Source organism: Lentzea xinjiangensis (assembly GCF_900110955.1).
Lineage (GTDB): Bacteria > Actinomycetota > Actinomycetes > Mycobacteriales > Pseudonocardiaceae > Lentzea > Lentzea xinjiangensis.
The window spans coordinates 107,890-131,945 of sequence record NZ_FOFR01000024.1; the positions used below are offsets into that span (position 1 = coordinate 107,890).

Below are 24,056 nucleotides of genomic sequence, written 5' to 3' on the forward strand. Positions count from 1 at the left end.
GCTAATCCATCCGCGCGTCCTGCTGTAGGGGCTGGTGCGGCCGGTAGGTGACCTGCCGCCCGTCGATCACCATCTCGATGTCGACCGTCTCCTCGAACGGCGGACCCATCGGCCGCAGCACGACCGGGGCCGCGCCGTTCTGGTGGATCCGCACGTTCACGCTCAACTGGGTCGCGATGAGGTGCGCGACCAGGTTGCGCGCGTTGCCCGCACCCGCGTTCTCCTTGGCGTCGGCCTGCATGTGCCAGTTGGCGTTCTCCACCAGCGCACCGGTCAGGTGACCCTGGTGCATCGGCTGGCTGACGGTGAAGTCGGCCACGGCCTTGGTCACCGCCTGGTGGCTAGCCGCGAGGTGCACCACCTGCCGGCGCAGCAGCGCCGGGTCGAGGTTCCTGGCCCGCGCGATCGAGGCGTAGAGGCCGTTCGGCGTCGTCGGCGGCGCGGGCCGGCGGGCCAGCACGTCCTCGTCCAGGAACCGCAACTGCCGCTGCGTGTAGCTGACGTGCTCGGGCGACACGCCCCCGGCGGCCTTCTGGCCGCCCTGGGCACCCGCCCCGGGGGCCGTCCCGTTCCTCCCGTTCCCGGACTGGGTCCGCATCTCGTTCGGCGGGGTCCACGTGTGCGTGGTCCGCCCGTTGGGCGGCGGCAGGAACGGCGCGTGCGAGCCGGTGGCCGGCCTCGGAGGTGTGCCGCCGCGGACCTGCTGCGGGACGGAGGAGTCCGGGGTGGCGGGGCGCGGCGAGCTCGCCTCGGCCTGCTGCGGGGGCAGCGGGGGCAGCGGCTTCTCGCTGACGCCTGCGGAGGCTTCCGCGGTGGCGTCGGTGCTGGGACGTGACGAGGTCGCTTCGGCTTCGCTCCTGTTGTTCTCCGCCGTGGTCGGTTCGGGGGAGTGGGCCGGTTCCGGTGTCGGGGGCAGCGGGGGTAGCGGCTTCTGGCTGACTTCTGCGGTGGCCTCGGTTTCGCTGCTGTTGTTCTCCGCCAGAGCCGGTTCGGGGGAGTGGACCGGCTGCGGTTCCTGGTTGGCCTCCGCGGAAGTCTCCGCGGTGGTGTTGTCGGTGGCGGGGTGCGCCGAGTTCGCTTCGGTTTCGCTGCTGTTGTTCTCCGCCACAGCCGGTTCGGGGGAGTGGACCGGCAGCGGTTCCTGGCTGACCTCCGCGGAAGTCTCCGCGGTGGTGTCGTCGGTGGCGGGGTGCGCCGAGGTGGCCTCGGTTTCGCTCCTGTTGCTCTCCGCCACAGCCGGTTCGGGGGAGTGGACCGGCAGCGGTTCCTGGCTGACCTCCGCGGAAGTCTCCGCGGTGGTGTCGTCGGTGGCGGGGTGCGCCGAGGTGGCCTCGGTTTCGCTCCTGTTGCTCTCCGCCACGGCCGGCTCAGGCGACTGGACCGGCAGCGGGGACTGGGGCGGCAGCGGCTTCTGGCTGACGTCCGCAGACACCTCCGCGGAGGTGTTCCCGGCGGATCGCGGCGTCGTGCCCTCGGCAGGCGGCGGCGTCGTGTCGCCAGCGGGCGGTGCCGTGCCCTCGGCGGGCGGCGGCGCCGTGTTGCCCGCAGGCGCTGCCGTGCCCTCGACGGGCGGTGCCGTGCCACCGGCGGGCGGCGCCGCCGGCGAGGCCGTGTTGAAGGAGTTGACCTCGCGGTCCACCTTGGCCTTCGCGTCCCACCACTGCTGCTGCTTGGCGTCCGCGGCTCGCCGGGCGTCGTCGAGCGCGGTCTCCGCGTCCTTGATCGCCTTCTGCGCGGTGGACTGCTCGGTCGCGAGCTGCCGGTGTGCGGTCTCGGCGGCGGCGCGGGCGGCCTCGGCCTCGGCCACGGCCTGCTGCTGCGCCTGGAGCGCGGCGCGGGTCTCGACGGCGGTCTTGCGCTGGGTGTCGAGGTCCGCGTGGGCTTCGGAGAGGCGCTGTTGGGCGTCGGTCAGCGCGGTGTGCGCCGCGTCGGCCTCCCGCCCGAGCCGGTCCAGCTCTGCCTTGGCGGCGCCGTTGATCTGGGCGTCGTCGAGGGCGTCCTTGGTCGCCAGCGCCTGCTGGCTGAGCGACGTGATCTCCGCCGTGAGGTCCTGGATCGCGGCACGGGTGCCGGCGACGTCCGTGACCGCGGTGTCGAACGCCTTCTGCAACACCGAAGCCTTCGCCTCGGCGTTCAGGTGGGTGTCGATGGCCGTGTTCAGCGCCGTCGCGGCGTCGCCCAGCGGCCTGTCGGTCCTCGCCAGCACGGCGGCTGCGGAGTTGATGGCGTCCTGGGCGTCGTGACGGGCCTTCTCGACCTTCTTCTCCGCCTCGCGCCAGTCGTCGGCCGCCTTCTTGACCTCCGCCTGGGCGTCCTTCAACGAGTCGCTGAACTGCTTGTCCAGCAACGTCTCGACCTCGGTGGCGGGCATGCGCACGCCGGCCGATCCGGGCACCGTCAGGTCGACGACGCCGGTCTTGCCGCCGATGGTGGCGACCACCCGGTACTCGACGTCGAACTGCACGAGACCGGTGCGGGGCGCGTCCTTGGGCTTGATGTTGCCGCCCTCGGCCTGCGAGGGGCCGCCGGAGACCGCGGCGGAGTCCTCGATCCCGTGCCGCAGCTCGACACCGCCGGTGCCGAAGTTGACGGTGTCCGCCGGGACGCCCTGCTTGACCGCCGCGCTGCCCTGCGCGAGACCGACCGTGACGTCGGCGGTGTCGGAGACCTTGGCCTCGCCGGAGGTCTCGGTGGTCTTCGTGGTCAGCGGGTTCTCGACCTTGACGCTGTCGCTGAGCGAACCGAGCTGCGGGTTCACCAGCTTCGCGTAGACCTTGACGTCGGCGTCCTGGCCGAACGTCAGCGCCGCTTCCTTGAGGCCGGGCACGTCCAGCGGGCCCGACAGCATCGACGGCAGGTGCGGTTGCAGGTTCTCCGGGCTCAGCGTGGAGAACAGGCTGTTGAGCGAGCCAGTGCCCTTGCCGGTCAGCCCCTTGCCCGCGCCCGCCTCCGCCATCGCCTTCACGGCGGCGTCACGCAGGTCCTTGGCGCCGCGCAGGTTCTCCACCGACGCGGTCGGCGGAAGCTGTGAGGCACGGCTGTCCTGCTGGAAGGCGAACGTCGCCTCCGCGGTGCCGAACTCGGTGCCGCGCTTGCTCGCCGCGGACATGTAGGGCTGCGGGTTCGCGGCACCCACGACCTTCTGGTTGTCCGCGTGCGTGCGGACCACCATCTCCTGCTTGCCGCTCTGGGCCTTCGCGACCTCCTTGCTGCCCTTCTCGACGACGAGCTCGAACTCGATCGGCACGGTGTACTGCGCCGCCGGCCCGCTGGCCGTCCTGGTGTGGCTGAACGCCTCGCTGGTCGAGGTCGTCACCGAACTGCTCGTGGCGGCGCCGACGTTCACGCCCACGCTGACGCCCGCGGTGCCAGAGACCTTCGGGTTCGCGCTGCCCGGCGAGGCCAGGCCCGGCGCGCGCAGGCCGATGCCCCAGCCGGTGCCGCGGCCCTGGCCGTCGCTGTCCTTGCGGGAGCCACCGGTGTTGTGGCTCATGTCGACGCCGTCGTTGACGACCTGGTCGAACTGGGGCGTGTCCGCCTTGGCCCGCAACGTGACCTGGTACGAGTCCTTGCCGAAGGTGCCCGGCTGGTGCACCAGCAGCGGCACCCCGCCGTCCAGGGCGCTGTCGATCATCGCCTTGACGCTGCTCGGCGAGTTGAGGTCGACGATGCGCTGCAGGTTGCTCATCGAGTCCTTGAGCACCGAGTCCGGGATCAGCGAGTCGCTGCCGAACTTCTTGGTGTTCTTGGCCAGTTCCGTCGTCAGCTCGTTGACCGCCTTGGAGAGGTCGGGGACCTTCTCCACGTTGGACAGACCCAGCGCGCCCGGCTCGTCGGCCGCCACCGTCGACGGCGGCGCCATCTTCGGGAAGTCCGGCTTGGGCACGTTCGGCGCCACCTTCGGCAGCGCTCCCAGCTCCCGCGCGACGTCCTCGGACACGCGCACGAACACCGACTTCGGCATGTCGACCTTGACGCCCTCGGCGTTCGGCGTGCCGCCGTGCACGAAGTTCCCGGCGCGGCTCTCACCGACGATCGTGAACTCGGCGTCGATCTGGACCAGCACGGTCCGCGCGTCGTCGGGCGTGGTCCTGCCGCGGTCGACGTTGCCGCCGATCTCGGTCGACTCGGTCTTGGTGTCCGACCACGGCGTCACCTTGCCGGTGACCGCGGCACCGCCGACCCCGCTGGTCTGCGACGGCGTGCCGGCGGGCGGCGGGGTCACGTTGGGGCGCACCGGGATGTTGACGCCCGCGGTGAGGTCGACGGACCGGCTGGTCGTGGACGACTCACCGGCCTTGTAGCCACCGCTGACGGAGTTGTCGGTGCCGGTGGTGTCCGAAATGGACACCAGCCTGGCTTCGCCCAGCTTCACCGACATGCCGATCGCGCCGGAGCGGTCGGTGACGCGGCGGTCGTACTTGAGGCCCTGCTCCTGCACGCCGGTCTCGATCAGCCGCTGCAGGTTCGCCTTGATGTTCTCCGGGGCGAACATCTTGTCGATCTGCGCACGTGACGCGGTGCCCGGCGTGGTCAGCGCCGAGTCGCCGCCGGCGGCGCGGTTGAGCGCGTCGATCGCCTGGTCCCGCAGGGCCGTCGTGTTCGCGACGGCCTCCACGTTCAGGAACTCCGGCGACTTCGGCCGGGCCTGCGCGGGGTTCAGCAGGTCCTTGACGGTCGGGGAGCCGTCGAGCTTCGTCGGCTTCGGCTCGCCCGGCTTGAAGCCGTCGCCGGGGTCGTTCTTGAGCGTCGAGCTGTCCGACACCCACAGGTTGACCTTGCCGTCGATCTTGTCGAGGCCCGCGCCCGTCCTGGCGACGGTCTTCACCTCCGGCGCGTGGAAACCGGGTGCGCCGGGCACGATGGTGCGCACCCACGTGCGGGGCCGGGTGAACGAGGTGATCTCGACCTCGAACTCCACGTCGCCCTGGAACACCTGGGCGTCCGCGCTGCCGGGGTTCGCCGACGTGCTCGACACGGCCGGTCCGGCCGACGTCTTGTCCGTCCACGAGTGCGAGTACGACACGCCGGCCTGCGGCATCGGGGTGAGCGTGGCGACGCCGGTCTTGACCGGGATGTTGACCCTGCCCTGCACGCCACCGGTCCAGCCCTTGGTGGTGCTGGTGTTGGCGTCGAGCTTCGGACCGGTCGTGGTGGAGTTGCTGACCGCGTGCGCGTCGGCCTGGCCGAGGTGCTTCGGGTTGGTCAGCTTCGCCTTGACCGTGACGTTGACGTAGGTGTTCGTCGTCTTGCCGGAGTTCTTGAGCTGCACCTGGACGCCCGGGCCGAGCAGGCTGTCCATGTTCGCCTTCAACGCGGCGGGGGACAGGCTCGCGGTCAGCTTGCGCTGGTTCGCGAGCTGCTCGGCGACGTCGCCGAAGCCCTGCCCCTTGCTGCTGCGCGGGTTCGCCTGCGGGTTGTTCCACTTCGGCAGGAACTTCTCGAAGCCGGGCAGCTCCCGCAGCTTGGCCTCGACCTGGCCCTGCACCTTGGTGGCGGGCGTGAACTCGCCGACCTTGGCGTTGCCGGCGGCGAGCGTGTCCGCGACGTACGGCGGGAGGTGCCGGGTGTCCGCGGTGGCCGGGTCGGTCGTCGTGTTCCTGGTGCCGTCGGGGGTGGGCAGACCCACCGCACCGGCCTCGTTGAGGCCCATGCGCACGTGGGAGGTCACTTCGACCTTGACCGGGGCACCGCTCGGGGTGCGGACCTCGACCTCGGCCGTCACCTCGTACAGACCGGTCTCGCCCTTCACACCGATGCCGGTCTTGTGGCTGCTGCTCGAGCCCGCGTTCACGCCCTCCGCGGTGCGCGCGGAGTACGACGCGGTGGCACCGACCGTGCCGCCGACCTGACCGGGGATGCCGATGTTGCCGCCGACTCCGGCGGTGACGTCGAACCCGGTCTTGGTGGACGCGGACACACTGCTGCCCCAGGCGGAGGTGTCCTTCAGGTCCAGCGCCGCGCCGTCGACCGTGCCGACGAGCTTCGCGTTCTTCAGCGTCGCGGTCATCTGCACCGCGGCGCCCTTGCTCGCGTGCGGGCTGATCAGGTCGGGCGAGGTGACGTAGCCACCGAGCATCGCGGGCAGGTTGTTGCGGATCGAGGTCGGGCTCAGGAAGTTCTGCAACGCCTCGCGGCCGGGCGCGCCGACCTTCGTGATCGACGGGTGCAGCTTCGCCGCGACGTCCGAGAACACCTTCGCGGAGTCCTTGACCACCACGGCTTCCGGCACCGCGTTCTCGACCTTCGTGCCCCACGCCGCGTCGGCGGGCGTCACGACGGCGGAGGACTTGCCCGAGTCGGTGATCTTGCTGAGGTCCGCCGGGATCTGCAGCGTGACGTCCGGACCGGTGCTCAGGGTGGCGAACTGCTTGGGGTTGCCGCTCGCGTCGGTCAGCGTGATCTCGTACGAGACCGGCACCGTGACCTTCTTCGAGCCGTCGTCCGACGACTTGATCGCGCGCTGCTCGGTGATGCTGTTCGTGGTCGCCTGCGACACCGCGGGCGTCGCCAGCGCGGCTTTGCCGCCCAGCGAGCCGTAGGGGCCCATCGCGACACCGGCCGTGGCCGAGGCACCGACGTCGTTGGACGTCGCGATGGTGTTCGTCGTCGTGGACGCCGCGGCGGCCTGGTAGTTCCGGTCGACCTTCGTGCCGACCGCGTCGGTGACGTTCGTGGCGGCGTCCGCGTGCATCTCCGCGCGGATGTTCGCCTCGAACCAGGCGTTGCCGATCTTGACCTGGAAGTTGCGGCCACCGTCGAGGAACGTCTCGAAGTCGTTCTCGATCGCACTCTTGATGCGGGCGGCGTCGTCGGGCTTGATGCCCTGGATCTCGCTCACGACGGCGTCGGCGCCGCGCACGTCCGTCGGCGTGATCGAGCCCAGCGCCTTGTTCTCCTGGAAGAAGCTCGGCAGGTTCGTGCCCGGCACCTGGCCGACCGGCTGCGGCGCCATCGTGGTCATGGGGATGACCGGGTTCGGCGTCGGCCTCGGCGGTGCGGGCCGCGTCGCCGGCTCCGGTTCCGGCCGGGTGTCGGCACCGGGCTCGGACCGGGTGTGCGTGTCGGTGCCCGGCTGGGGCTCGGTGTGGGTGCCGGGCTCGGACCGGGTGTGCGTGTCGGTGCCCGGCTGGGGCGTGGTCTGGGTGCTGGTCTCGGACCGCACCTGCGTGTCGGTGTCGGGCTTGGGCGGTGCGGGACGCGTGTCGGCGTCGGGCTTCGGCAGCGCCGGACGCGTGTCGGCCTGGTCGCCGTCGTCGTCGGCGCGGGACCTCGACTTGGGGTCGAGTTCGCCGACGGCCTCGCCCAGCACCTGGTAGCCCGTCGTGGTGCCGGGCGGGGTGTTGAGGTCTTTGTGGGGACGGTCCTGCTGGAAGGTGTTCGCGTCCTGGTCGAGGATCTTGTACGACCCGTACTCGGCGAGGTCGTCGAAGACCTCCTGGCGGAACGCGTCGCCGAGCACCGCGCCCTTGTCACCCAGCGGGCCGTTGCCGCCCAAGGGGAACGACTCGAAGCGCTCCTGCCACTGCTTCCGGTCCGCCGCGCGGTCGGTGTCCCAGACCTTCTCCCAGACGGCGTCCTTGAACGACGCCGGGTTGGCGGCGGCGTTGACCGTCTTGCCGAGGTTGGAGCTGTCGATCTCCTGGTGCATCGCGAACGCGTGCACGGCGGCGTCCGACCCCTTGTGACCGGTCAGGTACTGCTGGAGCTGGTGCTGCGCCGACACCAGCGACAGGCCGCCCTGCGTGTAGTCGATCAGCAGCACGTTCTTGCCGGGCGGCAGGTCACCGAGGAACTCGTCGAAGTGCTGGTTGAGCATGTCCTGCTGCTGCTCGGTCAGCGGCGGGAACTTGGGCTTGCCGTCGGGCCCGTTGTACGCCGGGGCGAGGATCGAGTCCGGGTCGGTGGGCGAAGGCCGGAAGTTCGACAACGGGATCGACACCGCGCCGTGGCCCTGGTTCTGCAACGCGGCCACCACGGCGGCAGGGCTGCGCCCCAGGCCCACGTAGGCGAACTTCTCCGGCGGGTACTTGTCGGTGATGTGGCCTGCCAGCTCGTTCACCGCGGTGACCACGTCCTGCTGGCCCTGGATGTGCGTGTCGCGGGCCACGCCCTCCAGCTCCGCGCGGAAGTCCGCGACGTTGTCGATGTCGTAGACCTCGGGCTGGCGGTTGCCGCCACCCAGGCCGGAGTCGTAGAGGATCTTCGTGATCGACTCTTCGATGCCGCTCTTCTGCGGCAGGGCGATCCCGTTGTTCGCAAGCCACTGCCTGGCCATGTACGGCGTCAGGCCGACGGTGGTGTTGTTGTCCACCCGGATGCCGACGAACTCCGAAGGCTTGTTCGGCCGGTGTTCGTACTTCCCGTCGACGAGCTGCCAGCTCGAGTCCTGCGACGCGCTGGCGGGCCGCAGGTCGTTGACGCGCTCCTCGATCGTCTTGTCGAGAGCGTCCTCGTACGCCGAGTCGCTGTCGCTGTCGCTGTCGGAGTTGCCGTCCGGGTCGCTGCCGGACTGCGGCTGGTTGTTCGCCGCGGTGCCGGTCGCCGGAGAGTTGGCCGGTGCGGGACGCGTCTCCACCTCGGCGTCCCCGTTCCGCCGCGCTTCGAGGACCTCCTGGGTGAAGTCCCGGAAGGCCTCGAGGTGGGCGGTGTTGTGCCCGCCCGCTCGCGCGTCCTGGATCTGCTGGTCGACGTGGCTCTGCACGGCCGCCAGGTCGGCGTCACCGAACTGGCGCCAGCCGGGCGCGTTCGGGTCGGCCGGCTGCTGCAGCGCGTACGCGGTGAGCGACGCGTCGCGGTTGCCGGTGAACCTGTCGACCCGGTCCTGCAACCGCTGGACGTCGCGGTCGGCCTGTTCCCGGCGGGTCGCCTGGTCGTCCAGCATCGTCTGGGTCTTGAGGGCGTCGGGCACCAGGTCCGCGGCGTCCCACCGGGTGCGGGCGGCCTCGGCCTTGGCCAGGTTCTGCTGGGCGAGCTGCGTCTGCTGGTCGTAGATCCAGGGAGGACCGGCGTTGCGGGAGATCTCGATCGCGTTCTGGATCGCGGCCGCCCGGTCCGGGCTGTTCGCGTAAGCCGGGTTCCGCTGCATCTCCCGCAGTGCCGCGCTGTCCAGGCCGTAGAGCGACGCCTCGAACGAGCGCGTCGGCGTGGCCTCTTGGACGGGGCCGAAGCCACCGGGGACGACGAGGTCCACGTCCGCGACAACGGGTCGCGCCGACGGGTCCTGCATGAACGGTCGCGGCTGCGGACGGGGCTCGGCCGCAGGAGCAGGCTCTCCCTGCTGGTTCTCGGCGTCGTCTTCGACGTCGTTCCCTGCGCGGTCCTGGACGTCGGTGTCCGGCTCGGCCGGCGGCACGTCGAGCCGGGGGGTGTCGTCCGAGCGCACCGATGCCGCGTCGTTCTGGTCGGCCGCGGGGTCGTTCGGGCGGAACGCGCGCTCGTCACCGACCCGGATGTCGATGACCGTGTCGAGCAGCCGGTCCAGCTCCGGGGTCGGCTGACCGGCGACGCGCGCGTCACCGATCAGCTTCGTGACGTGGTTCTCGATGTCCACGACGTCCTTGGGCGTCAAGGACTGCCAGCCGGGGGTGTTCGGGTCGGCCGGCAGGTTCAGCGCGAACGAGGTGAGCGCGTCGTTGCGGTCGCGCTGCAGCCTCTGCATCTCCTGGGTGAGCTGGTACTCGTGCTCCTGGAGGTGCCGCCGCTCCGCCTGGCGCTGGGCCTGGTCGGTGCGCATCAGCTCGGTCTTCCACGCGTCCGGCAGCACGTCGATGACGTTCTTCAGGTCACCGACCTGGCTGCGGGTGTCCCTGATCTCGGTCTCGAGGTCACGCAGGTGTTGCCCGATGCCGCCTTCCTTCTGCGCGATCTCCAGGTTGCGGGACATCTGCTGGATCTCTTGCAGGTGGAACGGGTCGTCGCGGTGCTGCGCGGCGAGGTCGTCGAGCTCGGCGGAGGACTTGCCGAACAGCGAAGCCTTGAACGCCGCGAACTCCTGCCGCAGGTTGATCTGGGGGCCGTCCGGCTGCGCGTCGGACTCGGACCGCGTGTCGGAGTCCGAGCGCGTGTCGGAGTCTGGGGTGTCCTGCGCTGCCTGGTTCTGCTGTTCCGCGCCTCGGGTGAGGGCGTCGCGAGCGTCCCTGGCCTCCTGGAGCTTGCTCTCGAAGTAGGCCTGGCGCTGTGCGGACTCACCGAGGTTCTTGCTGATCTGCTCCAGCCGCTCCAGCCTCGCGTTCATCTCCGCGATCTTGGCGAAGCGGTTGCTGTACGCGGGGTCGGTCACGAACGCGAGCTGCTGCTCGTTCTGCTTCACCACCGCCTCGGCTTCGGCGATCTTGCCGTCGAAGTCGTAGGAGCTGTAGTCCGGGCCGCTGCCGAACCAGCGGTTCATGAAGCCGTTGAAACCGGTGTGGTCCTCCTTGCCGTCGCGGTAGTCCTGCAACGCCTGCTTGGCCTTGTCGAGCTGGGCGGTCAACCCGTCCACGCCGTCGCGCATCACCTTGGACACCGCGGCGCGTGCGGCCGTCTCGTTCTGGAGCCGCGTCTGCAGCTCCTTGAGCTCCGTGGGGTTGAACCCGGCGTTCTCCGCGGCCGCGATCTCCTGCGCGAGGTGGGCTTCCAGCTTGGCGCGGTCGCCAGGGCCCAGCTTCGCGAGCCCGTCCGCGGTCGGGCCCGCCACGTAGGTGTCGACGGCGTAGGTCAGTGCCACCCTGGGGGCCGCTGCCCTCAGGTCGGCGACCTGCTTGTTGATGTTGTTGAGGAGGTCGGTGTCCGTCGCGATGTCCTGCTTGAGCCGCGCCTGGGCCGCGCGCTCCTGCTTCGTCTGGAGCGCTTCGGGCTTCCAGCTCGACCGGGACTTCGCGTCGCTGATCCGGCTCTCGAGCTTCGCCTGCTGTTCCAGCAGGTCGTTCATGAACACCTGCGGGCCGCCGGGGTGCGAGGCCGCGCGCTTGACGAGCTGGACGTTCTGCGCCGCGATGTAGAGGCCCTCGTCCTGACGGCCCTTGTAGAGGTCGCCGATGGTCTTGTGGACCTCCGCCGAGGACTTGCCCCCGAGCCAGGCCTCCATGCCGGCGCGGACTTCCTGCGGCGTCGGGCCACCCAGCGCGCCGAACGTGCCGTCCTGGGAGTTGATCTGCACCTGCGGAGCGCCCGCGGGGCCGTGGGTGGTCTGCACGCCGCCGGTGTCGACGACGAGCTGCACGCCCAGCGCCTGCGCGATGGTGTCGGGCAGGCGCGCACCGACGTGGGAGTCGGCCCAGGCCGGCGTCTGCAGACCCTTGGTGACGAGGTCGGCCGGTGTCGGCAGCGCGCCGTTCTCCTTCAGCTGCTGCGTGACGTGCTTGACCACGTCGACGTCGGCCGGCTTCATGCCGTCGGTGTCCAGGCCGGCGTTCACGACGTCCCAGCGCTTCGACGACCCGTTCGCGAGGTTGTTCGCGAGGTTCGCCCGCCACTGGTCGAGCTTGGCGTCGTCGGTGAGGCCGGGGGTCTTCGGCTCCAGGTCCGGGTGGTACTTCGCCAGCGTGTCCGGGTCGACCTTGCTCGCGACCCAGTTCGACAGGTCGTTCGGGGTCAGCCCGGGGTGGTTGTGGTTCTGCGGGTTCTGCCGGACGTCGGCGAGCACCGAGTCCACAGTGGTCTGCACGTCGCTGATGCCGACCAGCGGCGACGAGTTCGGGATGTCGACGTTCTGGAACGCCGCGCTGCGCAGCACCGACTCGACCAGACCGACCCTGTCCAGGTTCGGCAGGTGCGTCTGGTTGGGCCGGACCTCGGCGTCGGAGTCGACGCCGTTGTCGGCGCCGGGGAAGCTGCCGGGCAGGTTCGGCGTCTCCGACGTCGGGTCCGGCCTCGTCTGCATGTCCGGCTCGGCGTCCTGGGAGGTGCCGTCGGTGTCCCGTGTGGACGGCGCGGGCGCGGGGTTGCCGTCGGTGGCCGGCTTGGGAGTCCAGTCCGCGGGCGGCGGCACGGTCGCGGGGCCGGCCGGGTTGATCGTGGTGTCGGGCACCATGACCTGGCTGTTGGCCGTGCGCTCGATCAGCCACAGGTGCCGCGGCCTGATACCGGGGTCGGGCAGGTGGACGTCGGCGCCCATCATGCCGCCGTCGTTCTGGTGCACGCCCGTGTTCGTCTCGTGCTGCTGGAAGACGCGGCTCGAGTCCTTGTACTCGTCCGGGACGCCGAGGTAGTGCAGCGTCTCGTGCGCCAGGACCTCGGGGCTCGTCCCGGGGTTCCAGTGCTTCTGGTCGACGTTCGGGTTCTTCGGGTCGACCTTGATGCTGGTGTGCGCGTCGGCCTTGTTGTCGGTGAACTCGAGGTTGAGGTGGAACTGGTCGCCGCTCGGGAGCCGGAAACCCTGGTTCAGCAGGTTGTTGACGCCGTTGGTGGCGTTCTCCTTGACCTGCGCGATCGTCTCCGCGGTGACCTTGTCGGCAGGGTCGATGTGCACCTTGACGGTGTACTCCTGCACGAAGTTGCCCGGCGTCGTCTCGATGCGGCGCAGGTCGTAGTTGATCAGGCCCTTGTACGCCGTGATCTTCGACGGCGTGCTGTCCGTGCGGACGTCGCGCACGTCGAGGCCGACGGTCCGGACGTCGGTGTCGTTGCGGCGGTCGGCCCACGTGCTGCGGTCGGCCGGGTTGCTCGGGTTCGACCAGTCCGCGGTCTTCGCGGGGTCGTGGCGCCACGACTCGTCGGTGATGACGTCCTTGCCCTGGTGCGACTCCGGGGTCGGCGGAGTCATCCGCGGGGGCGCGCCACCGCTGCGGACCTGCTTCGGCCGGTCGGGCTTCGCGTCGGTGTTCCCGTCGGACTTCGCGCCCGGTGCCGGGGGTGCGGGCGGAGCGGGAGGTGCCGGGGGAGCGGGAGGTGCCGGGGGAGCGGGAGGTGCCGGGGGAGCGTCCTTGGCCGGTGTGGGGCGGTTGTCAGCCGTGGTGTTCTGCGCGGGCGCGTCGTTCTTGGCGGCCGTGTTCGTGTCGGTGTTCGACTCGGCGTTGGCGTCGGCGTTGGCGTCGGCGTTGCCGGTCGACGGCAGCGGGGGCGCGGAACGACCGCCGCTCTGCGAATCGCTGTCGGTGTTGCTGTCGTTGTCGCCGGTGCGCGGCTTCGCGTTGGGGTCGAGTTCCCGGATGGCGTCGCCCAGCACCTCGTAACCCGTCGTGGTGTTCGGGTCCGTGTCGTGCTCGCGGTGCGGGCGGTTCTGGTCGAACGTGTCCGGGTTCTGGTCGAGGATCTTGTAGGACCCGTACTCGGCGAGGTCGTCGAAGACCTCCTGGCGGAACGCGTCGCCGAGCACCGCGCCCTTGTCCCCCAGCGGACCGTTCGCGCCGACCGGGAACGCCTCGAAGCGCTCCTGCCACTGCTTCCGGTCCGCCGCGCGGTCGGTGTCCCAGACCTTCTCCCAGACGGCGTCCTTGAAGGATCCGGGATTCGCGGCGGCGTTGACCGTCTTGCCGAGGTTGGAGCTGTCGATCTCCTGGTGCATCGCGAACGCGTGCACGGCGGCGTCCGACCCCTTGTGACCGGTCAGGTACTGCTGGAGGTGGTGCTGCGCCGACACCAGCGACAGGCCGCCCTGCGTGTAGTCGATCAGCAGGACGTTCTTGCCGGGCGGCAGGTCGCCCAGGAACTCGTCGAAGTGCTGGTTGAGCATGTCCTGCTGCTGCTCGGTCAACGGTTTGACGTCGCCGCCGCGCGCCTCGTACGCCGGGGTGAGGATCGAGTCCGGGTCGGCGGGCGGCGGCCGGAAGTTCGACAGCGGGATGGACACCGCGTCGAGATCCCGGTTCTGCAGCGCGGCGACCACGCCGGCCGGGCTGCGACCCAGGCCGATGTAGGTGAACTTCTCCGGCGGGTACTTGTCGGTGATGTGGGTGGCGACCTCGTTCACCGAGCTGACGACGTCCTGCTGGCCCTGGATGTGCGTCTCGCGCGCCACACCCATCATCTCGCTGTGGAAGTCCGCGGCGCCGTCGATGTCGTAGACCTCGGGCTTGCGGTTGCCGCCACCCAGGTCGGCGTCGTAGAGCAGCGACGTGATCGCGTCGTTGACACCGCCCTTCGGCAGGTCGATGCCGCTGTCCTCCAGCCACTTCCGCGCCATGTACGGCGTCAGACCGGCCGTGGTGTCCGAGTCGATCCTGATGCCGACGAACTCCGACGGCTTGTTCGGCAGGTGCTTGAACCCCTCCGGGGTCATCTGCCAGCTCGAGTCGAGCTTCGGGTCCTCCGCGCGAAGGCTCTCCACGCGCTGCTCGACTTCGGTGAGCTCCGGGGCGTCCTCGTACACCGAATCGGTGTCGTTGTCCGACTCACTGTCCGAGTTGCTGTCGGAGTCGGCCGACGCCGGGGGAACGTCCGCGGGCGGCGCCGGGCGCGTGTCGACGTCGGGGTCGCCGGGGTTGGGCGTGTCGGCGTCCGGGTTCGGCGAGGTGTTCGCCGGGGGAACGTTCGCTTCCGCCTGGGGCGACGGCACGTTCGTGGGTGCCGTCGTGGAGTTGGGCGGGGGAGTGTTGGCCTGCGGGTTGCCGGCCTCGGAGCGAGGTGCCGGGGGGACGTCGGTCTCGGAGCGGGGCGACGGCGTGGTGTCGGGAGCAGGCGTGGTGTCGGGGGCAGGCGTGTTCGCCGGGGGAACGTTCGCTTCCGCCTGGGGCGACGGCACGTTCGTGGGTGCCGTCGCGGCGTTGGGCGGCGGCGTGTTCGCCTGTGGGTTGCCGGCCGGTGGCGTAGTGGTGGTCGGCGGGGTGTCGACCGGCGGTGCCGAGCGCGTCTGCGTCGGCGGGGTGTCGGCCTTGGGCTGCGGGGACGACGTCGTGTCCGCGTTGGGCGGCGGCGTGGTGGCCTGCGGGTTGCCGGCCGGTGGTGCGTCCGCACTGGACTGCTGCGGGGACGGCGTCGTGTCGGCGTTGGGCGCCGGGGGTGCCGAACGGGTGTTGTCCTTGGTGTCGCCGTCCCTGGAGCCGTCCTTGGGGTCGCTGCCCTTCGGGTCGCTGTCCTTGGTGTCGCCGTTCTTCGGGTCGGCGTCCCTGGAGCCGCCGTCCCGGGAGCCGTCCTTGGGGTCGCTGCCCCTGGTGTCGCCGTCCTTCGCGTTGTCCTTGCCGTTGCCCGAATCGGGGCTGTCGTCGTTGCCCTTGTCGTTGCCGTTGCTGTTGTCGGTGGTGTCCGGCGTCGGCTTGGGCCTGCCGTCCCCGACAGCGTCCTTCAGCACCTCGTAGGCCGGCGTGACGCCGGGTTGGGTGTTGTGGGCCTTGTGGGGGCGGTCCTGCTGGAAGGTGTCCGGGTTCTGGTCGAGGATCTTGTACGACCCGTACTCGGCGAGGTCGTCGAAGACCTCGAAGTGGAACGCATCGCCCAGCGGGTGCCGGAAGGGGATCCCGTGCGTCTCGATGCTGTCCCGGAAGTCCTGGCGCGCTTCCGCCCGGCCGGTGTCCACGTACTGCTCGTAGTAGCGCTGGAAGATCGACCCCGGCTGCGCTGCGGCGTTGATCGTGTCGTTGATGTCGCCGACGTTGGTCGCCTCGTGCACCGCGAACGCCTGCACGCGGGGGCCCGGACCGTTGTTGCTGGTCAGGTACTGCTGCAGTTCGTGCTGTGCGGACACCAGCGACAGGCCGCGCTGGGTGTAGTCGATCAGCAGGACGTTCTTGCCGGGGGGCAGGTCGCCCAGGAACTCGTCGAAGTGCTGGTTGAGCATGTCCTGCTGCTGCTCGGTCAGCGGCGGGACCTCGGGCGCGCCGGGTTTCGGCTTGTACGCCGGGGCGAGGATCGAGTCGGGGTCGGCGGGCGGCGGCCGGAAGTTCGACAGCGGGATGGACACCGCGTCGTGACCCTGGTTCTGCAGCGCGGCGACGATGGCAGCGGGACTGCGGCCCAGGCCGACGTAGGCGAACTGGTCCGGCGGGTACTTGTTGGTGATGTCGGTGGCGAGGTCGTTCACCGCGTCGAGGACGTTCTGCTGTGCCTGGATGTTCTGCTCGGCCGCGATGCCCATCATCTCGCTGTGGAAGTCCGCGGCGTTGTCGATGTCGTAGACCTCGGGCTTGCGGTTGCCACCGCCCAGGTTGGCGTCGTAGAGCAGCGGGTCGATCGCCCCTTCGACAGTGCTCCTCGGCGGCACGGTGATCCCGTTGTCCGCCAACCACTGCTTCGTCATGTACGGCGTCAGGCCGACCGAGGTGTTCTCGTCAACCCTGATGCGGATGAAGTCCGACGGCTTGTTCGGCCCGTGCACGTATGTGCCGGTTTCGTCCGGCCGGAAGCTCGAGTCCAGCTTCGGGTCCTGGGCCCGGTAGCTGTCGATCCGCTGCTCGACCGGCTGGAACTCGACGGCGTCCTCGTACACCGAGTCGGTGTCGCTGTCGTTGTCCGGGTTGTTGTTCGGGTTGTTGCCGGACCGCTGGCCCTGGTTGTTCGGCGAGGCCGGGTTCGGTGCGGGCGTGACGACCGGCGCCACGACGACGTCGGGCGTGGCGTTGGGGGTGGCCGTGGTGTTCGGGTTCGGCGCCGCCCCGGTGGGCGGCGGGGGCGACGGTCGCGTGCTGACGGGCGGGACGTCGGCGTTGGGGCCGTTCACCGGCGCGTTGACCGGTGCGTTGACCGGCGGGGCCGGACGCGTCTGCGCGGGCGGGGTGGTCGTGTCCGGCTTCGGGGACGGCGTGTTGGCGGGCGGCACGTTCGTCGCGGGGGTGGGCGACGGCGTGTTCGCCGGCGGGACGTTGGTGTTCGGCGCGGGAGCCGGTGCCGGGTTCGGCGTGGTGGCCGGCGCGACGTTGGACTCGGGCCGCGGCGACGGCACGGCGGCCGGCGGGGTGTTGGGGCTCGGCGTGTTGACCGGCGGAGCGGCCGGAGCCGGGCGCGTCTGGGCAGGCGGTGCGTCGGCCTTGGGCTGCTGCGGGGACGGCGTCGTCTCGGGCTTGGGCGACGTCGTGTTCGCGGGCGGCGGGGTGGTGGCCGCCGGCGGGTTCGCCGGAGGCGTGGCGACGTTCGGCGTCGGCGTCGGCGACGGCGCGTTGGCCGGCGGCACGTTGGCCGGCGGCACGTTCGGCGCAGGCGTGGGGCTCGGCGCGTTGGCCGGGGGAGCGGCCGGGGCCGGGCGCGTCTGGACCGGCGGCGGCGTGTCCGCCTTGGGCGTCTGGGCCGGCGGTGCCGTGTCCTGCTTGGGCGACTGGGTGTTCGCCGGCGGGGTGTTCGTCGAAGGCGTGGTGCCGGACGGCGGGTTGCTCGACGGAACGTTCGGCGACGGCGCGTTGACCGGCGGCGCGCTGACGGGCGGCGGTGCCGGTCGCGAAGACGCCGGAGGCGGCGTGTTGGCGGAGGGTGCGTTGGCCGGCGGGGTGTTGGCAGGCGGTGCCGCCGGAGCCGGCGGTGCCGGGCGCGTCTGGGCCGGGGGTGTCTGGGCCGGCGGCGGCGTGTTCGTGCTGGGCGCCGGGTTGCCGGGGGTGGTGGCGGGCGGCGCGGGCGGGGCCGGGCGCGTCTGCGCGGGCGAATCGGTGTTCGCGTTGGGCGTCGTGGTGCTCGGCTGCGGCGTCAGCGGCGTCGGCTTCGGAGCGGGCGGGGGCGTGGACGACGAGGTGCCGGGGGCCCTGGTGATCGTGTTGTCGGGGGTCGGGGCCTTGGGCGCGTCGAAGACGCCCTTGTTGGCGTTGCCGCCGGGGGCGACGAACTTGTTGCCGCCGCGTTCGCCACCGGTCGCGCCCGCGGGAGCGCCGGGGGCCATCGGCGGCGGGGCCATGCCCGGTGCCATGCCCGGCGCGGCACCGCCGCGCTGGCCGCCGGTCGCCGGCGGCGTGGCGTTCTGCGAACCGGGAGCCGTCACACCGGCGTTGGTGCCGGGAGTGGTCGCGCCGGGGCCGTTGTAGCCGGGAGCCGTCGGGGTGAACGCGGCGGGAGCCTTGCCACCACCGGCGCCAGGCGCACTACCGGGTGCGCTACTGGGCGTGCTGGCGGGCGTACCACCAGGCGTGCCGCCGGGCTTGGTGGAACCGCCGGGGTTGGTGGCACCGGGCGCGTTGTAGCCAGGCGCGGTGGGGGTGAACGGGGCGGGTGCCTTGGGGCCGCCCGCGCCGGTGGTGCTGCCGGGCTTGGTGGAGCCGCCGGGGTTGGTGGCGCCGGGTGCGTTGTAGCCAGGCGCCGTCGGGGTGAACGCGGCAGGGGCTTTGGCGCCGCCCGCGCCGGTGCTGCTGCCGGGCTTGGTGGAGCCGCCCGGGTTGGTCGCGCCAGGGGCGTTGTAGCCGGGCGCGGTGGGGGTGAACGAGGCGGGAGCCTTGGCGCCGCCGGGCGTGGTCGCGGCTCCGCCCTTGACGTTGGGGGTGTTGCCGACGGAGGGGCCGCCGGGGACGTTGCCGCCGGTGGGGGTGAAGCTCGCGGGTCCGCCCTTGACGTTCGGGGTGTTGCTGACGGACGGGCCGCCGGGGGTCTTGGCGCCGCCGGGCGTGGTCGTGGCCCCGCCCTTGATGTTCGGGGTGTTGCTGACGGAGGGGCCGCCGGGGACGTTGCCGCCCGTGGGGGTGAACCCGGCGCCGCCCTTCACCGGGTTCGGCGCGGCGGCCCTCGGCCCGCCGGCGGGGTTGTTGCCCGCCGTCGTGTTCACGCTGTTGGGTACCGGCTTGGCGTTCGTCGTCGGGTCGAGCGACTGGAAGTGCTTCTGCTGGTTCGTGTCCACCGAGACGGCGGTCTGGTGCGTGGCCTTGATCTTCGACTCGACGTCGGTGAACGCCTTGGCGCCCTTGTCGGCCTGCGCGACGGCGTTGTCGTTGGACGCGTTCAGCGCCGGCACGGCGAACAGCCCGATGGGGCCGAGCGCGTTGCCGCTGAAGTTCAGGCCGCGCAGGCCGCTCGAGATGCCCGAGAGCCGGGACCCCAGGTCACCCGCCTTGTTCTGCAACCCCTGCATGGAGTCGGGGTTCATGGAGAAACCGCTGTTGCCGGTGGGAGCGTTGCCGGTACCCGCGCTGGGTGACGGCGTGGAACCCGGGTTCGGCGCCGGGTTGGTGCTCGGTGCCGGAGCCGGCGCCGGGCTGGGATTGACGTTCCCCTTGGCCATGAGAGGCGATTCTCCAGTGCTGCGTCAGAACGAGGCGGGATCGGGATCCCGGCTGTCGGCTGGACTTACTCTGTCGGCCGTGCGGGACGTTCGCTGCTGACGGCCTGGCGGAGCGGCTGCGCCGCGCCACCGGCGGCCTGTCCGCCCGACTCGTAGGCCGTCGTCGGCTGGAGCTGTTCACTCGCGGTGAGCGGGTTGACGCTCTCGTAGACCTGCTGGGCCTCGAGGCGCGAGTACTCACGCGGCTGAGTCGGCTCAAGGGCCTCGTACGCGTGGGACATCTGCGTCCGCGCCATCGGCTCGTAGCCCGCCGACATCGGCTGGAGCGGCTCCGCGGCCGGCGTGGAGTCGCTGTAGTACATCTCCCGCGCCTGCATCGGCTGGACGTCGCCCACCGGAGCACCCGCGGTCATGCTGACGCCGGACACCATCGTGGAGTCCGATGCCGCCTCGACGCGCTGGAAGGCCTGGACCGGCTCGGCCGGCACGGCTTCGACGCGCTGGAACGCCTGCATCGGCTGGACCGCTTCGGTGCGCTGGAAGGCCTGGACCGGCTCGGCCGGCACGGCCTCGACGCGCTGGAACGCCTGCATCGGCTGGACGGCTTCGGTGCGCTGGAAGGCCTGGACCGGCTCGGCCGGCACGGCTTCGGCGCGCTGGAACGCCTGCATCGGCTGGACGGCTTCGGTGCGCTGGAAGGCCTGGACCGGCTCGGCTGCGTTCATCATGCGCAGCGCCTGCATGGGCTCCGCGGTTTCGCTGGTGCCGGTGCGCATGGTTGCCTGCATCGGCTCCAGAGGGCTCGACGCCAGGCGGGCTCGCATGGGCTCCGCGGTTTCGCTCGTGCCGGTGCGCATGGTTGCCTGCATCGGCTCCAGAGGGCTCGACGCCAGGCGAGCGCGCGTGGGCTCCGTGGTTTCGCCGGCACCTGTGCGCATGGCCATCTGCATCGGCTGGAGCTGCTCGCTGGACGCCGTCGCCATGCGCGGGGCGTTCGGCAGCGTCGCGGTGCTCTCGGCCTGGACGGTGCTGCCACTGCCAGTGCGCAGCGCCGCCGTCGCGGTGCCGTCCTGGGTGGACGCGCCACCGGGGGCGCTGCCCGAGGCTGCCCCGTCGACCGCCTTGTCGACCTTGTCCTGGGCCTTGTAGCCCTCGTAGCCGATCTCGGCGACGTCGGCGCCGCCCTCGAAGCGCTGCCAGCCCTTGCTGATCTTGGCCATGATGTCGTCGACGTCGCCGATGCGCTTCATCTGACGGCCGAGGGCGGCCACGACGCGGGCGACGCGGGAGGCGATGTTCGTGCCCAGCGCGACCGCCTTGCCGACCGCGAAGCCGCAGAAGATCGGGATCGAGGCACCGAACGTCGGGATCATGGCGGCGGCCGCGAGGAGCGCGCCACCGATCAGCGAACCGATCAGCTGGGAGATCAGGTCGCGGACGATGTCGCGCAGCACCGTGACCAGCATGCCCATGATCGCGACGATCTTGGCCTTGGTCTCGACGGCGCTCGCGAGGTCGTTGAGCTCCTGGTACATGGCGTCCATGGACGTCTTGAACCGCTCGGAGGACGTGCCGGTCCAGCCGTCGAACGTCGCGAGGCCGTTCTTGTGGTCCTCGGCCAGCGTCCGGAGCTCGACCGCCCGCGCCTTGTTGGCCTCGACGTTGGCCTGGATCTCCTCCGGGTTGCCCATCACCTGGTTGAGGGCGTCGCGCAGGAACGACACGTGCTCGATCAGCCAGCCGACACCGGCGCCGATGATGCTGCCCAGCGGGTCGATCGCGAGCATCACCGTGGCCGAGGCGGCACCGATCGCGTTGAACGTGATGTCGAGAGCCTTCTCGGTCTCCGACTCCGCGTCCTTGCTGATGCCGTCGATGAGACTGCCGTAGGCCTCGATGAACAGCGAGCCCTTGAGCTTGTTCTCCTCGGTGATGTTCATCCCGGGAGGAGACGCGATTGGAGTTTGTGGCGCTGTCATCGTTGTTCCTTACCAGGGCTGGTTGTCGTCGTCATCGTCGTCGGCGGCACGGGTCCGCCCGCGGACCGGCGGCGGCTGCGGGGCCGCCGGCCTGCTCACCGGCGGAGGAGCGGGAGCCGGTTCCGGCTCGTCGTCGACCTCGTCGTAGGTGTCCTCGACCTCCTCGACCTCGTCGTCGTCCTGCGGGATCGAGTCCGAGACCATCCGGTAGGCCTCGGTGCCCTCGCCGAGCGGCTTGAACAGCTCGAGCACCTGCTCCGCCGCCTGCTTCTGGGCACGGCGCGCGGTCTCCAGGATCAGGGCCGTGAGCCGGGGACCGCCCAGCTCCATCGCGCGGTGGCCCAGCTGGAGGTTCTGCAGGCCCCCGTTGGGGCCCACCGTCACCGTCACCGCTCCGTCCTTCGACGTCACGGTCGCGGAGGCCGCCGCGAAGTTCTCCGTGAGGTTCTCCGACTTCTGCTTCAGGTCGGCCAGTTTGGCCTCGTACTCTTCGACCCACTGATAAGGGTTCGCGGGATTCACACGGTCCTCCGGCGGCGGTGGTTCAACTGAGACGCGTCAATTCACGCGAGCACAGCGTCGATGCGGGTGGCGATGCGGTCGTTGTCGGTCGGCGAGAGGCTGAGCCAGCCGTCCGAGTTCACCATCAGGTAGCGGCCCTGGTGGGTGTCGAACCAGTTGATCACGACACCGGAGCGCCGCTGATCGCGGGTGACGCCGAACTGGCCACCCGCGACGCGGTTGGCCGCGAGCTCACCGAACTGCTTCGCGTCCTGGGGCGAGAGGCCGGCCTGCTGCAGGGCGTCGCGGTCGTCCGCGTCGTCCTCCGGCGGGGCCCAGAGGTCCTCGGAGCCGTTCTTCTCCTCGGCCTCCCGGATCGCGACGGCTTCCCGCAGCGTCTCCACCCGCACGTTCACCGCCGTGCCGGGACCGGGCTCACCGTCGGGCAGCACCCGCACGATCTCGCGGGCGATACCGGTCTCCCGGATGGTCAGCAGCCCCACCCGGTCGTCGTCGATGACCGCCAGCACGGCCCGGTCGCCGTTGGAGGCGGCCAGCGCCCGCACGGTCCGGTCGAGCCCGGCGACGGCGTCGACGGAGACCTTGTGGTCGTCCAGCAGCCGGAGGTGGTCCTCCAGCCGCTGGTTCCCGACCAGACCGCGCCGGCGCAGCTCGTCCAGCGTCTTCTCACGCAGCACCCGGCGGTCCTGCTCGGTGTCACCCTCGCTCGGCACGTCCAGCGGGTAGGGCATCCGGCCGAGCCGCAGCTCGTGCCACAGGACGTCGAACTCGCGAGGCGAGAGCAGGAACTCCGGCGTGATCACGACTGCTCGGGCCCCTTCTGCTTCTTCACCTTCGCGGCGCCGATCACCGAGGGGGGCAGGTTCTCGCCGGGGACCTCGAACAGGTCGCCGCCCATGATGTAGCTGGCGGAGCGGTGTTCCTTGTCCTCCTCGCCCCTGCCGCCGGCACCTGGAGCCATCGGGGCGCCGGCCATGCCGGCACCGGCCGCGGCCGCACCGCCGGGGCCGCCCATGCCCATCGGCATGCCGCCGCGCATCTGCTGACCCTGCACACCCGCCGAGCCGCCGGGCGCCATCGCACCGCCGGCGCCCGCACCACCGGCCGTGCCGCCGCCGAAACCACCACCGGCACCGCCGCCGGGGCCACCACCGGGGCCCATCGAGGGCGTGAACGGCATCGGGCCACCCTTCATGCCCGCGCCACCACCGCCGCCGGCACCCGCGCCACCACCGGCGCCGCCGCCCGCACCACCGGGACCGGCGTAGCCCGGCGCCGTCGGGGTGAAGGACTTGGGGTTCTGCGGCGTGTAGTTCGCGCCCTGCGGGGTGTAGTTCGGGTTGGCGATGTCCTTGCCGACCGTGGGCACCTTCGGGACCTGCGGCGTGTACTGGCTGCCGCCGCCCTTGTTGGTGGTGCCGCCGGTGGTCGTGCCGGGCGGGTAACCGCCCATCTGCGGGGTGTAGGTGCTGCTGCCACCACCGGAGCCGCTGGTGTACGTGCTGCCGGAGTTGGCGGCGGGGGAGTAGTTCGGCGCGGTCGGCGTGTACGCGGCCGACGTGGTCGTGCTGCCGGCGTTGTAGGCCGGCGCCTGCGGCGTGTAGCTGCCGCTGGCGTTCGCGCCGGTGGCCGTGGCGGCGGTGCCCGGGTAGCCGGGCGCCGACGGGTTGTAGGCCGCGGCGGCGGGCTGGTTCACTCCGGCGCCACCGGCCCCGGCGCCACCACCTGCACCAGCACCCGCACCTGCACCGACATTGGCATTGGCAGCCGCACCGGCTCCGGCACCACCGTTGACCTCCGGCGGCGCGGCCACGGCACCGGCACTCGCGGCCTGCGTCGACATCAAGCCGTCCACACCGCCGAGCGTGGGCGTGGCACCCAGGCGGGCCATCGCCATCACCGGTTCCTCGACCTGGCCGGTGTTGGGGTTGAACGGCGGTGTGAAGGCGGGCACCGACGAGTCGATCTGCCGGGAGTTGTTCTCCATGGCGGTCATGACCGTGATCGCCTGCTCGTGCGCGGCACGGGAGGCGGCGTTGGCGATGGCGATGTCGACGGAGGCCAGCACGAAGGCGGGCGTGCCCGGCTGCGACAGCGCCGCGGCGGCCTTGTTCCAGTCGAACTCCACCGGCGCGGGCATCTGCGCCCTGGCCGACTCCATCACCCGGCCCTGGTCGGCGACCTTCGTGCCGACGTCGACAGCGGTGCGCGCGGTCTCGTCGACCCAGTCGCCGAGCTTCTTCATCGCCTCGCGGGCGGCCTCGGCGGCGGCACCGGTCCACTTGGACTCCGACGCGGTGATCACCGAGTTGATGGTCCGCGACGCCTCGGTCAGCTCCGTGCCGTACTTGACCCAGTCGGAGCTGATCTGACCGGCCTGGCCGGGATCGTTGTTGTTGTGCACCGCGGCGTAGAGCTCGGGGTGCGATCGCGACGCCCAGTTCTGCGGGTCCGTCAGGACCGGGACGTTCTCGATTCGACCGGGGTCGGTCTCGGGGGGCATGACCGCCTCG

Annotated in this window: 5 protein-coding genes; all 5 read right to left on the minus strand. The window is 71.2% G+C overall.

Annotated features, from left to right (window positions below; all coding sequences use genetic code 11):
• Position 1: 1 nt before the first annotated feature.
• Entirely contained in the window at positions 2–18,907 is an 18,906-nt protein-coding gene (locus BMW88_RS35015; RefSeq protein ID WP_143116411.1) for a hypothetical protein, read from the minus strand.
• A gap of 200 nt (positions 18,908–19,107) precedes the next feature.
• Positions 19,108–20,982, minus strand: coding sequence for a DUF4573 domain-containing protein (locus BMW88_RS35030; protein WP_089959484.1), 1,875 nt, complete (start codon positions 20,980–20,982; stop codon positions 19,108–19,110).
• Positions 20,983–21,030: 48 nt separating this feature from the next.
• The gene (locus tag BMW88_RS35035) at positions 21,031–21,543 is read right to left on the minus strand and encodes a YbaB/EbfC family nucleoid-associated protein (protein WP_089959486.1); all 513 of its coding nucleotides are present in this window, start codon (positions 21,541–21,543) and stop codon (positions 21,031–21,033) included.
• Between the two features lie 41 nt (positions 21,544–21,584).
• Entirely contained in the window at positions 21,585–22,346 is a 762-nt protein-coding gene (locus BMW88_RS35040; RefSeq protein WP_089959489.1) for an ESX secretion-associated protein EspG, read from the minus strand.
• Positions 22,343–24,056: PPE domain-containing protein (locus BMW88_RS35045; RefSeq protein WP_218148320.1), on the minus strand; the 1,714-nt coding region annotated here is incomplete at its 5' end. The genes BMW88_RS35040 and BMW88_RS35045, both read right to left, overlap by 4 nt.